Below are 13,670 nucleotides of genomic sequence, written 5' to 3' on the forward strand. Positions count from 1 at the left end.
GACCGCACCACGCTGGTCATCGCGCATCGCCTTTCCACTGTCGAGCATGCCGACCAGATCGCGGTGCTGGACCAGGGGCGCATCGTGGAGCTGGGCACGCATAAGCAGTTGCTTCAAAAGGAAGGCAATTACGCCGCGTTGTACCACTTGCAGTTCCATGACTCGGGCCTTTCCAGGCTGGGCGCGGACTGAACTGCAACGCGTTAGTCTTGTCCCTGGGGCGCTGGCAATGCAGGCACGCCTTCAACGTATTCGACGAGGTGGATCCGGCATGGGGCTCTCCGATGCCATACAACGCCGCTGGTACCAGTCCGCACCGACTTCGGTTGTCCTGCGCGGGCTTTCCCGCGTCTATGGCGGGGCCATGCGCTGGCGTCGCGAACGCTACATGCAGGGGCGCACTCCAGGCGTGCGGCTGCCGGTGCCGGTCATTGTGGTCGGCAACATCACGGCAGGCGGCACCGGGAAGACCCCCCTGACCATCGCTCTGGTCGAGGCCCTGCGCGAACGGGGTTGGCATCCGGGGGTGGTCAGCCGGGGTTATGGCGGCCAGCGACGCGTGCCGGAATTGCTGAACGATACCCCCGACCCCCAGGAAGTCGGAGACGAGCCTTGCTTGATACGCGGACGAACGGGCGCCCTGGTGGCAGTTGGCAGGGAGCGTCCGGAAGCGGCACAGTTGCTGGTCGAGGCTGGTGTGGATGTGGTGATTGCCGACGACGGCCTGCAGCACTATCGGTTGCTTCGGGATGTGGAGATCTGCGTGATTGATGGCACCCGGCGATTTGGCAACGGCTGGTTGCTGCCTGCCGGCCCCTTGCGTGAACCTGTCGAGCGGCTACAGAGCGTTGATTTTCGGGTCTGCAACGGTGGGGTGGTTCGCCATGGCGAGGTGCCGATGCGCTTGCTGGGCGACACCGCGCATGCCTTGATGGGTCCGGTCGCGCCACTGGCCTTGTCGTCCCTGGTGGGTCGCACGGTCCACGCCGTCGCCGCCATCGGCAACCCGAGCCGGTTCTTCGAGAGCCTGCGGGTGCAACGCATTGATGTGATCGAGCACCCGTTTCCGGATCACCACGCGTTCAGCGCGCGTGACCTGGATTTCGGCGACAAGCTCCCCGTGCTCATGACTGCCAAGGATGCCGTCAAGTGCATGTACTTCCCGCGACGCAACTGGTATAGCGTGCCGGTGCGTGCCGAGTTGCCCGACGCCTTCTTTGCCGAGCTCAATGAACGCCTGCGTCTGGTGCAGCCTCGCGTTCGCGCTTCACATTCCTGAGCCCGGACATGCCCGCTTGCAGAGACTTCATTGACCGATTGCAGCTTCGTGCGTCGCTGCATCGGCTGATCCGCAAGTTCTTTTTCGAACGCCATGTGCTGGAGGTCGAAACTCCGATGCTTTCGTCCGCCGGAAATACCGACCCGAACATCATGAGCTTCCGTACCTGCTTCAGTGGCCATGTCGACGCTGGCGTGCGCGAGCGCTATCTGCGCACATCCCCTGAATTCCCGCTCAAGCGGCTCCTGGCGTCCGGTATCGGCGACTGCTACGAGCTCGGTCGGGTGTTTCGCAACGCTGAGTGCGGCGCGCGCCACAATCCCGAATTCAGCATGCTCGAGTGGTACCGGACGGGATGGAACCAGCGCGATCTGGCTCGCGAGACGGTGGATCTGGTGCAGGCAGCCCTGGACCAGGTCGGGCGTGTCGCGGATGTGCACGTGACCACTTATGGTCGTCTTTTCCAGGACCACCTCGGGCTGGAACCGCATCAGGCTCCCGTTGCGTCGTTGCGGATGCCGCTGGAAGCCTATGCGATTGATCCAGCGGGGCTGGGGCGCGATGACTGGCTGGATCTGCTGATGACCCATTGCATCCAGCCGCAGTTCCCTCTCGACCGCATCACCGTGATCCACGACTACCCCGCCAGTCAGTGTGCGCTTGCGCGCGTGCGTCAGGACGCGGTGCCCGTGGCCGAGCGCTTCGAGCTGTATCTGGGGTCCTCGGAACTGGCCAACGGTTACCACGAGCTCAACGATGCGGTCGAGCAACGCGCACGTTTCGAGCGTGACAATGCCGTGCGTCGCGCGCGCGGCATGCATGAGGTCCCGCTGGATGAGGGCCTGCTCGAGATCCTGGGTCAGCTGCCCGATTGCGCGGGAGTGGCCCTGGGCGTGGACCGTTTGCTGATGTGCATGGCCGGGACAGAACGCATCGCGGATGTGCTGGCATTTACCTTCAGCAATGCCTGAAGCGCATGTGAGTCATCGTCTGCGCGGGCAGGCCATGGCAGTTTTCGTCGCGATAGAGGTCTGGCTAGGCGAAATCTCGCACAGCCATGTCTGTAACGCATGACGCGGACGTCTTTGCACACGGCTATCCTGATCGATCCAGGCAATGAGGCTTGCCCGGGATGTGGTGCAAGTCTTGCCTTCAAGGATGCCCCCCGGCCGGGGTCAGAACTCCAGGTCGAGCGCGGCACACAGGTAATCGACAAGCGGCGCCACCTGCTTGAAGCTGTTCGCGACCGCGGCAACCAGTCCATGCGAGCAGATCAGCTCATCGTCCAGTGAAACCCCGGTAGCGAAACTCTTCAGCTTCAGGTCCTCGATCAGCGCATGCTCCGGATCGAAGCCTCGCGGAGGACGTTTGAGGCGTTCGCCGTGGAAATCGAACCGCTTGCGGAAGGCCGTGCCGGTGGCACGGGTCCAGGCACCGGGATTGTCGACGATGAAGGTCCGGATGCTTCGAAGGACCTTTGACTCGGGGTGCCACATGCCTCCGCCGGCGAAACTGTTGCCCGGCTCGATATGCAGGTAGAACGCCGGTGCATGTACTTCCCGGCGGCGCTCGTGGAAGAAGCGCGCGCCGCTCCAGGTCTTGTACGGCAGCTTGTTGTGCGAGAAGCGCACGTCACGGTGGATACGGAACAGCGAGCCTCCCACCTTGGAAGGGTCGGCGCGGTAGTGGGCACTGATGCGCGTGACCGGCTCCTGCAGGTCGGCGATCAGCGTCAGGAACGGTTCGCGCAGGTGCTCCTCGTACTGTGCCTTGTGCTCGTGAAACCACGCCCGGTTGTTGTTGCGTTTCAGCTGCCGCAGGAAACGCAAGGTGGCGGGTGTGAAATAGCTGCGGCTCATGTATCCATCCTGATGTCCATTTCCCCGGCGATTTGGCGGCCCCATTGCTCGAGCTGGTCGAGGGTGGGCTGCTGTTCGGCCGCAGTGGTGCCCCGAAGCGCATGCAACTGCTGCATGAAATCGTGCAGCCCGAGCCCACCCAGAGGTCCTTGTCCAAGCAGCCGCTGCCTGCGGAAGGCGTGCCAACGTTCCGATTCCTGCGGGCTGAGGGTCTGCGGCCAGTTGCGTGCGCGCATGCGGAACAACAATTCGTCGTAGCGCGGATCCTCGAAACCGAAATCCCGGCCCAGTTGCGCGGGGGGAGTGGCACGCACCGTGTCCAGCCGCTTGCGGTCGGCATCGGGCAGGAAACCGGCATACAGTGCGAGTTCGGCATCCTCTGGCGGAGGTCGCTCGGCGGCGTCGGCGAAGACCTTCTGGATTTTTCCGGTCATGCCGCCGGCGGCAAGCAGTTCCATGCGATGCACCTTGCAGCGTTCCACGTCCAGCCCGATGCGGGCGGTATCCACGCCTTCGAGCACCGACAGCGGCGCCAGGGCCGGCGAGCGGTTGGCGTGGATGGTGCGCAGCGGGATGCGTTCGATCTCTTCGGGCAGGTCTGCGCGAGCCGTGAAGATACGATCGGCGATGTCCCCGGCATCGAGCATGATCAGGTCGACCGGGTTGCTGGACAGGTCATAGACGATGACCTCGTTGGAACGCAGCGGATGCTGGGCCAGCGGCACGATCATCGAAAGGCATCCGTTCGCAGCCGGATAGCGCGAGGACACATGCAACAAGGCGGGCTTGCGCACCAGGTCCAGGAGTTCGAACACCTTCTGCTTGCGCCGAAGGGCGAAATACCAGTCCCACAGTCGCGGCTGACGCGTGCGGATCAGGCGGGCCAGGTCGATCAGTGCCTCGACATCGGAGAGTGCGTCATGCGCACGCCGTTGCTTCAGTGCATTGGCTGCCGCCAGGTGTTCGAGCTTGAAGCTTGGCGCGCCATCGTCACGCAAGGGCCATTCGATGCCTTCCGGTCGCAATGCAAAGCACATGCGGGCGAGGTCGATCAGGTCCCAACGCGAGTTGCCATTGCGCCATTCGCGCGCATAGGGGTCGTGAAAATTGCGGTACAGCAACTGACGGGTGAACTCGTCGTCGAATCGCAGCGAATTGTAGCCCACGGCGCAGGTGCCCGGGCGCGCCAGTTCCTCGTGCACGCGGGCGGCGAATTCGCTTTCGCACAGACCCTCGCGCTGTGCCTGTTGAGGGGTGATGCCGGTTATCAGGCAGGCCATGGGATGGGGCAGGGCATCCAGTGGGGGCTGGCAGAACAGCGAGACCGGCTCGTCGATCGGATGCAGGTCCATGTCGGAGCGTATCCCGGCAAACTGCACCGGGCGATCGCGCCACGGGTCGGTTCCGAAGGTCTCGTAGTCGTGCCAGAAAAAGCTCGCCTCGCTCATGGTTACGCATTTTCGCACGACTCCCGTCCAGCTGGCGCGCATCCGCGCTTGGCTAGCATGCAGCCACAGGACGGTCCCCTGTTAAACTGCGCCGACTCAAGGAGCGCATCATGTCGAAGCACGAGGACAACCTGATCTGGATTGATCTTGAAATGACCGGCCTGGACACGGATAACGACTCCATTCTGGAGATCGCCACCGTGGTCACCGATCGCGAGCTCAAGATCCTGGCCGAGGGTCCGGTGTTCGCCATCGGACATCCCGAATCGAGGCTGCAGGCCATGGATGACTGGAACCGCAACCAGCACGGTGGGTCCGGGCTATGGCAGCAAGTGGTCAACTCGAGCGTGAACCATGCCCGGGCGGAGAAGGAGACGCTGGCCTTCCTGGATGAATGGGTCCCTGCCCGCAAATCGCCGATGTGCGGCAACTCGATCTGCCAGGACCGGCGTTTCCTGCATCGACAGATGCCTCGTCTGGAGAGTTTTTTCCATTATCGCAACCTGGACGTGTCCACGCTCAAGGAACTCGCGCGGCGTTGGGCGCCCGATGTGGCTGGTGGTTACAACAAGAGCTCCGCGCATACCGCGCTGAGCGATGTTCGCGACTCGATCGACGAGTTGCGCCATTATCGCCGTTTCATGGGCGAGCTTTCCGGCCTGTAGGCCCCGAACGGAGGTCACCCAGCATGTTCGACCATGAAGGCACACCTGTACTGGATTGCGCCGGGCGTGTCCTCAGGCTCGATCGGCCTCGCGTGGTCGGCATCGTCAACGTAACGCCAGACTCGTTTTCCGACGGCGGCCAGTTTCTCGACAAGGATGCGGCGGTGGCACATGGGCTGACCCTGCTCGAGGCGGGTGCGGACATGCTTGATATCGGCGGCGAGTCGACCCGGCCCGGCGCCAGGGATGTATCGGTCGACGAAGAGCTGGACCGCGTGGTTGCGGTGATCGAGAAACTGGCCGCGGTGTCGCCCGCGCCGGTTGCCGTGGATACGTCCAAGCCCGAGGTCATGCGTGCGGCTGTCTCCGCCGGAGCCGGCATGATCAACGACGTGTATGCGCTGCGTCGCGAGGGTGCCCTGGAGACGGCGGCCGCGCTGGGCGTGCCGGTCTGCCTGATGCACATGCAGGGGGAGCCGCGCAGCATGCAGGCGGGTCCGGAATACGATGACGTGGTGAGCGAAGTGCACCGCTTCCTGACGGATCGCGTGTTCGCCTGCCAGATGGCCGGCATGGACCCCAAGCGCGTCATGGTGGACCCCGGGTTCGGTTTCGGCAAGACACTGCAACACAACCTTGCGCTGCTGCGCGCGCTGGAGCGCTTTGCGGATCTCGCCGGCGGGGTTTACGTGGGTCTTTCCCGCAAGTCCATGATTGGTGCGATCACGCAACGCGAGGCTCCGTCCGGGCGCGTGGCAGGTTCGGTAGCTGCTGCAGTGATCGCGGTCCAGCGCGGCGCACGCCTGGTGCGCACGCATGATGTTGCCGCGACCTGTGACGCATTGGCGGTCTGGCAGGCCGTTCATGAAGGCGATCGTCCAGTCGCCGTATCGACGGCGGCTCCACGTTGGCCCGATGACGACGACTGAATCTCAGTTTGCAGCATAAAAGCGTTAAGCTTCGGCCATTGCAGATTTTCTTTAGCCGTTCTTCATGAATCCACGAAAATATTTTGGAACCGATGGCATTCGCGGCCATGTAGGCACCTGGCCGATCACGGCCGAGTTCATGTTGCGGCTGGGGCGCGCCGTGGGTGTGGCGCTGGCGGGAGAGGACGGACGTGCCACCGTGCTGATCGGCAAGGACACCCGGGTATCGGGGTACATGTTCGAGTCTGCCCTTGAGTCCGGGCTGGTGGCCGCAGGTGCTCATGTACAGTTGCTCGGACCGATGCCCACGCCTGCAGTTGCCTATCTGACCCACAGCCTGCGCGCAGACGCCGGCATCGTCATCAGTGCATCGCACAACCCGCACCAGGACAATGGTGTGAAGTTCTTTTCTGCCGCTGGCGAGAAACTTGACGACGCCGTCGAGGAAGTCATCGAGCGCGAAGTCGATGCCGAGTTCGTCACCGTGGCCTCGACAAAGTTGGGCAAGGCCCTGCGCGTGACGGATGCCGATGCCCGGTATGTGGAGTTCTGCAAGGCGACCCTGCCCAGGAAGTTCAATCTGGCGGGCATGCATGTCGTGCTCGATTGTGCACACGGAGCCACCTACCACGTGGCGCCCCGGGTTTTTGCCGAACTGGGCGCACGGATCGACGTGATCGGAGCGCAACCGGACGGATTCAACATCAACCATGAAGTGGGCTCCATGCATACGCAGGCCCTGCGCCAGGCTGTTCTCTCCAGCGGCGCGGACCTTGGTATCGCCTTTGACGGCGACGGCGACCGGGTACAGATGATCGACCGCAACGGCGTGCAGGCCGACGGCGACGACATGCTCTACATGCTGGCGCGCGACTGGCACAAGCGCGGCTTGCTGCACGGACCGGTCGTCGGAACGCTGATGAGCAACTTCGGCCTGGAGCAGGTCCTGCAGGGCATGGGCGTGCCGCTGATCCGCGCGCAGGTCGGCGATCGCCATGTCATGCAGCAACTCAAGGCCCATGGTGGGGTGCTCGGCGGCGAGACATCAGGGCATATCCTGTGCCTGGACCGCACCACGACCGGGGATGGCATCATCAGTTCACTCGCCGTGCTGGAGGCCCTGGTGAATCAGGACGAAGACCTGGCTTCGGCCCGGGAAGGCCTGCATAAACTGCCCCAGAGCACACGCAACGTGCGCGCCACGGGTGGTCGCGCGCTGGTGGCGTCGGCTCCGGTCCAGGCGGCACTGCAAGCGGTCAAGGACAAACTGGATGGCCACGGCCGGGTGGTTCTTCGTCCATCCGGAACCGAGCCGGTGATCCGAGTGACGATCGAGACCGCAGACGCGAAAGAGGTGGAGACGCTGGTTGATTTCCTCGCCGAAGCCGTAAAATCCGCCGACGCGGAGGCCTGAGTCCGCGGTCCCGTCGACTTTGCCGTCCTGTAACCGGTCTGCCCATGAATCACGTGCCCACCCTTGATATACGACGCTTCGAGACCGACCGCGAAGCCTTCGTTGACGAACTGGGCGCGGCCTATCGGGAGTTCGGTTTCTGTTGTATTGGCGGTCACGGGATTGCGATCGAGCGCATCGCGGGAGCCTATGATGCCTTCCGGCGGTTCTTCGCGCTTCCGGTCGAGGCCAAGATGAAGTACCACATGCCGGGGACGGGTGGCGCCCGTGGCTATACCCCGTTCAAGGTGGAGACCGCCAAGGACAGTCAGTACCCGGACCTGAAGGAGTTCTGGCACATCGGTCGCGAGATCGAACCCGATTCCCGTTTTGCCGAGTGCATGCCGCCGAACCTTTGGCCGGACGAGGTTCCTCACATGCGTGAATACGGATACGGCTTGTACCAGGCGCTGGATCAACTCGGCGCACGCGTGCTGCGTGCACTGGCCCTGCATATCGATCTGCCGGAGGATTACTTCGAGGACAAGATCGACCAGGGCAACTCGATCCTGAGGCCGATCCACTATCCGCCGGTCGCACGGGGCGACATTCCCAACGTGCGCGCGGGTGCACACGAGGACATCAACTTCATCACTCTTCTTGTGGGTGCCAGTGCAGCCGGGCTGGAGGTGCTCACACGCGAGGGTGAATGGCTGCCGATCACCACCGAGGGCGACGCCATCGTGGTGAATATCGGGGACATGCTGCAGCGCTTGACCAACCACGTCTATCCGTCGACCACGCACCGCGTGGTCAATCCCCCCGGGCATGCCGCGCGCAAGCCTCGCTATTCGGTGCCGTTCTTCCTGCATCCGAATCCAGACGTGGTGTTGGACCCGGTTGCGCAGTGCGTTTCATCCGGCAATCCCAACCGTTATGTCCAGTCCATGACCGCGCATGAATACCTCATGCAACGCCTGCGCGAGATTGGCCTGATCTGAAAACGGTTCAGGGTATGTCAGTGCTCATGCGGGTCCGCGCCCGGTGGCTTTTCGAGCGAGCGGTAGCGACGCGAATGCCGATCCGACAGGCGCAAGGCGAGGCGGTCCGGCAGCATCTCGGACAGGGCCTTGATGGCACGATTGACCCTGCCGTTGATGTAGACGACATCGCCACGTTCGACGGCGTCCAGCCCCTGACGGGCCACGGTATCGGCATCCATCCACATCCAGGACGGCATGCGTGAAACCAGATCCCGGGTACCGGTCACATCGTGGAATTCGCTGTAGGTGAATCCCGGACACAATGCGCAGACATTCACCCCGCGCGAGCGGTTTTCCAGCGCGAGCGATTGCGAGAAGCGGATCATGTAGGCCTTGGACGCCGCGTAGAGGGTGTGGCCGGTCGAGCCGGGAAGGTGACCTGCCAGGGAGGCGATGTTGATGATGCGTCCGTGACCGCGCTCGAGCATGCCCGGAAGCACGCGGTGGGCCAGCTCGGTCGGCGCGTGGATCATCACCTGAAGGAAATCGTTGTGGGCCATCCAGGCCTGTTCGTCGAAGCGCCCCGGCAGGCCGTAACCGGCGTTGTTGACCAGCATGTCGATTTGAAGTCCGTGTGCATGCACCGTGTCGGTGATGCGGCGAGGAGCCATCGGGTCGCTCAGATCCTCGGCCACGACCAGGGTCTTGATTTGGTGTTGCAGTTGCAACGCAGTCGCGGTTTTCTCGAGGCGGCTGGCGCGGCGTGCGTTGAGCACCAGGTCGTAGCCGCGCGCGGCCAATGCTTGTGCAAAGGCCGCGCCGATCCCCGAGGAGGCGCCCGTGACCAGGGCGGTAGGGCGTACTTGTGCGCTCATTTGGAGCTCCGTTCCTGGAAAGCCTCATCATAGATGCACGGCGTGGCAGCATGGATGGTACTGCGCACGGCCTCGTGGCGTGACGCGCACCGGTCGCATTGCCAGTCCGCTGGGCCAGGGCTATGCTTTCAAATTCGACCAAAGGCAAGGGGCATCGGGCATGCGCAGGAAGCTGGTCGCCGGAAACTGGAAGATGCATGGCACGCGGGACATGGCCTTGTCCCTGGTGCGAGATATCGCCGCGAAACAACCGGACGGGACCGAAGTGGTGGTGTTCCCCCCTTTTCCCTACCTTGATCCCCTGATCCGGGCACATGGCGATGTCCTGGGCTTCGGTGGCCAGGATGTAAGCGAACACGACCAACCTGGCGCCTGGACGGGCGAGATTTCCGCCGCGATGCTCGAAGACATCGGTTGTGCCTGGGCGCTGGTGGGGCATTCCGAACGTCGACAGCACCACCACGAAGGCAATGCGCAGGTCGCCGCCAAATTTGCAGCCGCTCGCCAAGCCGGACTGCTGCCCATGCTTTGCGTGGGCGAAACGAAGGAACAACGCGATGCGGGGTGTACCGAAGCGGTCCTGACAGAGCAGCTCTCGGCGGTGATCGAGGCCGCGGGCATCGAGGCTTTCAGGGATGCGGTTGTCGCGTACGAACCGATCTGGGCGATCGGGACGGGAACCACGGCGACACCCGAACAGGTACAGCAGGCGCACTCGTTCATCCGTAGCCTTTTGGCCGCAGGGGATGCTAAAATAAGCGGCCTGACGCGCGTACTTTATGGCGGCAGCGTCAAACCTGCGAATGCAGCCGTACTATTTGCTCAAGCGGATGTGGATGGCGGTCTCATTGGTGGGGCATCCCTAACAGCAGACGATTTTCTGGCCATCTGCGCGGCAGCGCAATCATGCGCTTGACGCAGCGGAAACAAATTCGACATGTTCATCATCTTCAGTGTTTTCTACATTCTGATCGCCGCCGCGATGATCGTGCTGATCCTCATGCAGCGTGGCCAGGGTGCCGATGCCGGTGCAGGTTTCGGTGCGGGCGCATCGGGCACGGTGTTCGGTGCGCGTGGCTCGGCAAGCTTTCTGACGCGGGCCACGGGCGTACTTGCCACATTGTTCTTTATCATCAGCCTCGGGATGGCGATATACTTCAGCCGAAGCGGTGCCCCCAAGCAGGCCGATAACCTCGGCGTGATGTCGGGCATGGCCGCTCCGGCCAGCAGTGCCGGCGCCACGATGGCAGCTGCAGCGACGTCCGGGTCGGCTTCGAAGGCCGCCACCGGCACTGACCTGCCGTCTGTGCCCGAGGCGGCACCGGACACTTCGCCCGCAGCTGCTGGTTCGCAGGGAGCGCCTGTTCCGACAAAGAAGTAGATCGATTCTTTACATTTGCCCAGGTGGCGGAATTGGTAGACGCACTACCTTGAGGTGGTAGCGACGCAAGTCGTGGGGGTTCGAGTCCCCCCTTGGGCACCAAACGCTTAGGCGGACGTCATCGGGACGTCAGCTGTTTCACGCGCAACAAAGCCTGGAGGTTGTTCCCCTGTGCTAGCCGAATATTGGCCTGTTTTGCTGTTTATCTTCGTGGCTGGTGGCCTCGGCATCGTCCTGCTGGCGATCGGCTTGCTCGTGGCACCCCACAACCCCGACCCCGAAAAGCTTTCGCCGTACGAATGCGGTTTCGAGGCTTTCGAAGACGCACGCATGAAGTTCGACGTGCGCTATTACCTCATCGCCATTCTCTTCATCATCTTCGACCTGGAAGTCGCTTTTCTGTTTCCATGGGCAGTGGTGTTCGACAAGATCGGCATGGTGGCTCTGGTCGAGATGGCGCTGTTTCTGTCTCTGCTGGTGGTCGGGTTCGTCTATATCTGGAAGAAGGGAGCTCTGGAATGGGATTGATGTCCTCCGTTGACCGGGTCATGCACAACCCGCAGCCGCTGGATCTGGTCGATGACATCCTGCGGCCGGCCGGGGACAACCCGATCGTGCAGCGTGGGTGGGCGACCACCAGCGTCGACGCCCTGATGAACTGGGCCCGGACCGGCTCCATGTGGCCGATGACCTTCGGGCTTGCCTGTTGTGCTGTGGAGATGATGCACGCCGGTGCCGCGCGCCTGGACCTGGACCGATACGGCGTGATTTTCCGCCCCAGTCCGCGCCAGTCCGACGTCATGATTGTCGCCGGAACCCTGGTCAACAAGATGGCTCCGGCCTTGCGCAAGGTCTACGACCAGATGCCGGATCCCAAGTGGGTCATATCCATGGGCTCGTGCGCCAACGGCGGCGGCTATTACCACTATTCCTATTCGGTGGTGCGCGGATGTGATCGCGTCGTCCCGGTGGATATCTACGTGCCCGGCTGTCCTCCGACCGCCGAAGCCCTGATCCACGGGATCCTGCAGTTGCAGAAAAAAATCCGTCGCACCCACACCATTGCGCGCTGAGGCCCGGCCATGAGCGAATCGCAACCCAACTCGCTGGCCGAGCGTCTGATCGCACGCTTCGGCAATACCCTGCAGAAAGTCGAGACCAGGCTTGGGCAGACCACCATCGAGGTCGCCTCGGCAGACCTGCTGAGTGTTGCCACGGCGTTGCGTGATGAGCCCGAGTTCGATTTCTGCGAAGTCGTGGACGTATGTGGTGTCGACTACCTCGGCTATGGACAGAACGAATGGGAAACCACCGGTGCCTCGGGCACGGGGTTCTCTCGTGGCGTGCGTGGAGAAGCTGCCGGACGCTTTGACTGGGAAGGCCGTCCGCGGCCAGATGACATGCCACGACGCTTCGCGTCTGTCGTGCACCTGTTGTCGCTCAACCACAACAAGCGCCTGCGTGTACGCACCTTTTGTGAAGACAATGATCTGCCGCTGGTGCCATCGCTGGCTGGACTGTGGCCCGTCGCGAACTGGTTCGAGCGCGAAGCGTTCGATCTGTTCGGCATCGTTTACGAGGGGCACCCGGATCTTCGCCGCATTCTTACCGATTACGGTTTTGTCGGTCGTCCTTTCCGCAAGGATTTTCCGTTGGTGGGTAATGTCGAGGTCCGTTACGACCCCGAAAAGAAGCGCGTGGTGTACGAGCCTGTGACCTCCGTGGTACCGCGCGTGCTGGTGCCGCGGGTCATCCGCGATGACGCCGACCTGATCCAGGCCCGGGCTGAGGCCGCAGATCACTGGCGCGAGAACTGAACGAGGCGATGACCTGATGTCGGTACCGGAAATCCGCAATTACACGATGAACTTCGGCCCCCAGCACCCTGCCGCACACGGTGTGCTGCGCCTCGTGCTGGAGATGGATGGCGAGACCGTGGTCAAGGTCGATCCACACATCGGCCTGCTGCATCGCGCCACCGAAAAGCTGGCCGAGTCCAAACCATTCAATCAGTCGATCGGCTACATGGATCGTCTCGATTACGTATCGATGATGTGCAACGAGCACAGCTACGTGCGTGCGATCGAACAGCTGATGCATATCCAGGCCCCGGTTCGCGCCCAGTACATCCGCACCATGTTCGACGAGATCACGCGCATCCTGAACCACCTGATGTGGCTCGGTTCCAACGCCCTGGACCTGGGTGCGATGGCGGTTTTCCTGTACGCCTTCCGCGAGCGCGAGGAGCTGATGGACTGCTACGAGGCAGTCTCGGGAGCACGCATGCACGCCACCTATTACCGTCCCGGTGGCGTGTACCGCGATCTTCCGGCAAAGATGCCGCAGTACAACGAGTCACGTTGGCACAAGGGCGCTGATCTGAAGCGCCTGAACCAGTGGCGTGAAGGTTCCATGCTGGATTATCTGGATGCCTTCACCGACGACTTTCCGTCCAAGGTCGACGAGTATGAGAACCTGCTGACCAGCAACCGTATCTGGAAACAGCGTACGGTCGATATTGGCGTGATCAGTCCGGACCAGGCCCGTGCCTGGGGCATGAGTGGTCCGATGCTGCGTGGCTCGGGGGTCGAATGGGACCTGCGCAAGAAGCAGACCTATGCGGCCTATGGGGACGTTGATTTCGATATCCCGGTTGGCGTCAATGGCGACTGCTACGACCGATACCTGGTTCGGGTCGAGGAGATGCGCCAGTCGAACCGCATCATCAAGCAGTGCGTGCGCTGGCTGAGGGACAATCCGGGCCCGGTCATGCTCGACAATTTCAAGGTTGCGCCACCTTCGCGCGAATCGATGAAGCGCGACATGGAAGCGTTGATCCATCACTTCAAGCTTTTCAC

General features: G+C 62.6%; 15 protein-coding genes, 1 tRNA gene and 1 pseudogene. 14 read left to right on the forward strand and 3 right to left on the reverse strand.

Annotated features, from left to right (window positions below; all coding sequences use genetic code 11):
• The 3 genes and pseudogenes from PF446_RS10540 to epmA form a co-directional block, all read left to right on the forward strand.
• A pseudogene (locus PF446_RS10540) lies at positions 1–192 on the forward strand (lipid ABC transporter permease/ATP-binding protein); the annotation flags it as partial.
• Between the two features lie 79 nt (positions 193–271).
• Positions 272–1,279, forward strand: a complete 1,008-nt coding sequence (gene lpxK / locus PF446_RS10545; protein ID WP_298071382.1) for a tetraacyldisaccharide 4'-kinase — start codon at positions 272–274, stop codon at positions 1,277–1,279.
• 8 nt (positions 1,280–1,287) lie between these two features.
• Positions 1,288–2,250 carry an EF-P lysine aminoacylase EpmA gene (epmA, locus tag PF446_RS10550; protein ID WP_298071383.1) on the forward strand — a complete coding sequence of 321 codons (963 nt, stop codon included), beginning with the start codon at positions 1,288–1,290 and terminating at the stop codon, positions 2,248–2,250.
• A gap of 204 nt (positions 2,251–2,454) precedes the next feature.
• Here the strand turns inward: epmA and PF446_RS10555 are convergent, their stop codons facing one another.
• On the reverse strand, positions 2,455–3,138 hold the full coding sequence (locus PF446_RS10555; RefSeq protein ID WP_298071384.1) for a DUF2461 domain-containing protein: 684 nt from the start codon (positions 3,136–3,138) through the stop codon (positions 2,455–2,457).
• Entirely contained in the window at positions 3,135–4,586 is a 1,452-nt protein-coding gene (sbcB, locus tag PF446_RS10560) for an exodeoxyribonuclease I (protein WP_298071385.1), read from the reverse strand. Before sbcB ends, PF446_RS10555 begins: the two co-directional genes overlap by 4 nt.
• Positions 4,587–4,696: 110 nt before the next feature.
• On the opposite strand from sbcB, the gene orn reads away from it, so the two are divergent.
• From orn to PF446_RS10580, 4 genes are all read left to right on the forward strand, one after another.
• Positions 4,697–5,251: an oligoribonuclease gene (gene orn, locus PF446_RS10565; RefSeq protein WP_298071386.1), complete on the forward strand. Its 555-nt coding sequence runs from the start codon at positions 4,697–4,699 to the stop codon at positions 5,249–5,251.
• A gap of 23 nt (positions 5,252–5,274) precedes the next feature.
• Positions 5,275–6,180, forward strand: a complete 906-nt coding sequence (gene folP, locus PF446_RS10570; protein ID WP_298071387.1) for a dihydropteroate synthase — start codon at positions 5,275–5,277, stop codon at positions 6,178–6,180.
• Positions 6,181–6,244: 64 nt separating this feature from the next.
• Positions 6,245–7,594: a phosphoglucosamine mutase gene (glmM, locus tag PF446_RS10575; protein ID WP_298071388.1), complete on the forward strand. Its 1,350-nt coding sequence runs from the start codon at positions 6,245–6,247 to the stop codon at positions 7,592–7,594.
• Between the two features lie 44 nt (positions 7,595–7,638).
• Complete coding sequence (locus PF446_RS10580) at positions 7,639–8,574, forward strand: 2-oxoglutarate and iron-dependent oxygenase domain-containing protein (protein WP_298071389.1); 936 nt, start codon at positions 7,639–7,641, stop codon at positions 8,572–8,574.
• A gap of 17 nt (positions 8,575–8,591) precedes the next feature.
• Here the strand turns inward: PF446_RS10580 and PF446_RS10585 are convergent, their stop codons facing one another.
• The gene (locus PF446_RS10585) at positions 8,592–9,431 is read right to left on the reverse strand and encodes an SDR family oxidoreductase (RefSeq protein ID WP_298071390.1); all 840 of its coding nucleotides are present in this window, start codon (positions 9,429–9,431) and stop codon (positions 8,592–8,594) included.
• Positions 9,432–9,591: 160 nt separating this feature from the next.
• Between PF446_RS10585 and tpiA the strand changes: the two genes are divergently transcribed.
• The 7 genes from tpiA to PF446_RS10620 all read left to right on the forward strand — a co-directional run.
• Positions 9,592–10,347, forward strand: coding sequence for a triose-phosphate isomerase (gene tpiA, locus PF446_RS10590; protein WP_298071391.1), 756 nt, complete (start codon positions 9,592–9,594; stop codon positions 10,345–10,347).
• Between the two features lie 21 nt (positions 10,348–10,368).
• The gene (gene secG / locus PF446_RS10595) at positions 10,369–10,812 is read left to right on the forward strand and encodes a preprotein translocase subunit SecG (protein ID WP_298071392.1); all 444 of its coding nucleotides are present in this window, start codon (positions 10,369–10,371) and stop codon (positions 10,810–10,812) included.
• 17 nt (positions 10,813–10,829) lie between these two features.
• Positions 10,830–10,914 (forward strand) — tRNA-Leu (locus PF446_RS10600).
• Between the two features lie 69 nt (positions 10,915–10,983).
• Positions 10,984–11,340 carry an NADH-quinone oxidoreductase subunit A gene (locus tag PF446_RS10605; protein WP_298071393.1) on the forward strand — a complete coding sequence of 119 codons (357 nt, stop codon included), beginning with the start codon at positions 10,984–10,986 and terminating at the stop codon, positions 11,338–11,340.
• Entirely contained in the window at positions 11,331–11,885 is a 555-nt protein-coding gene (locus PF446_RS10610) for an NADH-quinone oxidoreductase subunit B (protein ID WP_298071394.1), read from the forward strand. The genes PF446_RS10605 and PF446_RS10610 overlap by 10 nt, the downstream gene beginning before the upstream one ends.
• Before the next feature lie 9 nt (positions 11,886–11,894).
• Positions 11,895–12,629 carry an NADH-quinone oxidoreductase subunit C gene (locus PF446_RS10615; protein WP_298071395.1) on the forward strand — a complete coding sequence of 245 codons (735 nt, stop codon included), beginning with the start codon at positions 11,895–11,897 and terminating at the stop codon, positions 12,627–12,629.
• Positions 12,630–12,645: 16 nt separating this feature from the next.
• Positions 12,646–13,670, forward strand: a 1,025-nt coding sequence (locus PF446_RS10620) for an NADH-quinone oxidoreductase subunit D (protein WP_298071396.1), incomplete at its 3' end; no start/stop codon positions are given.

It is taken from the genome of Oleiagrimonas sp., assembly GCF_027858935.1.
Taxonomy (GTDB): Bacteria; Pseudomonadota; Gammaproteobacteria; order Xanthomonadales; family Rhodanobacteraceae; genus Oleiagrimonas.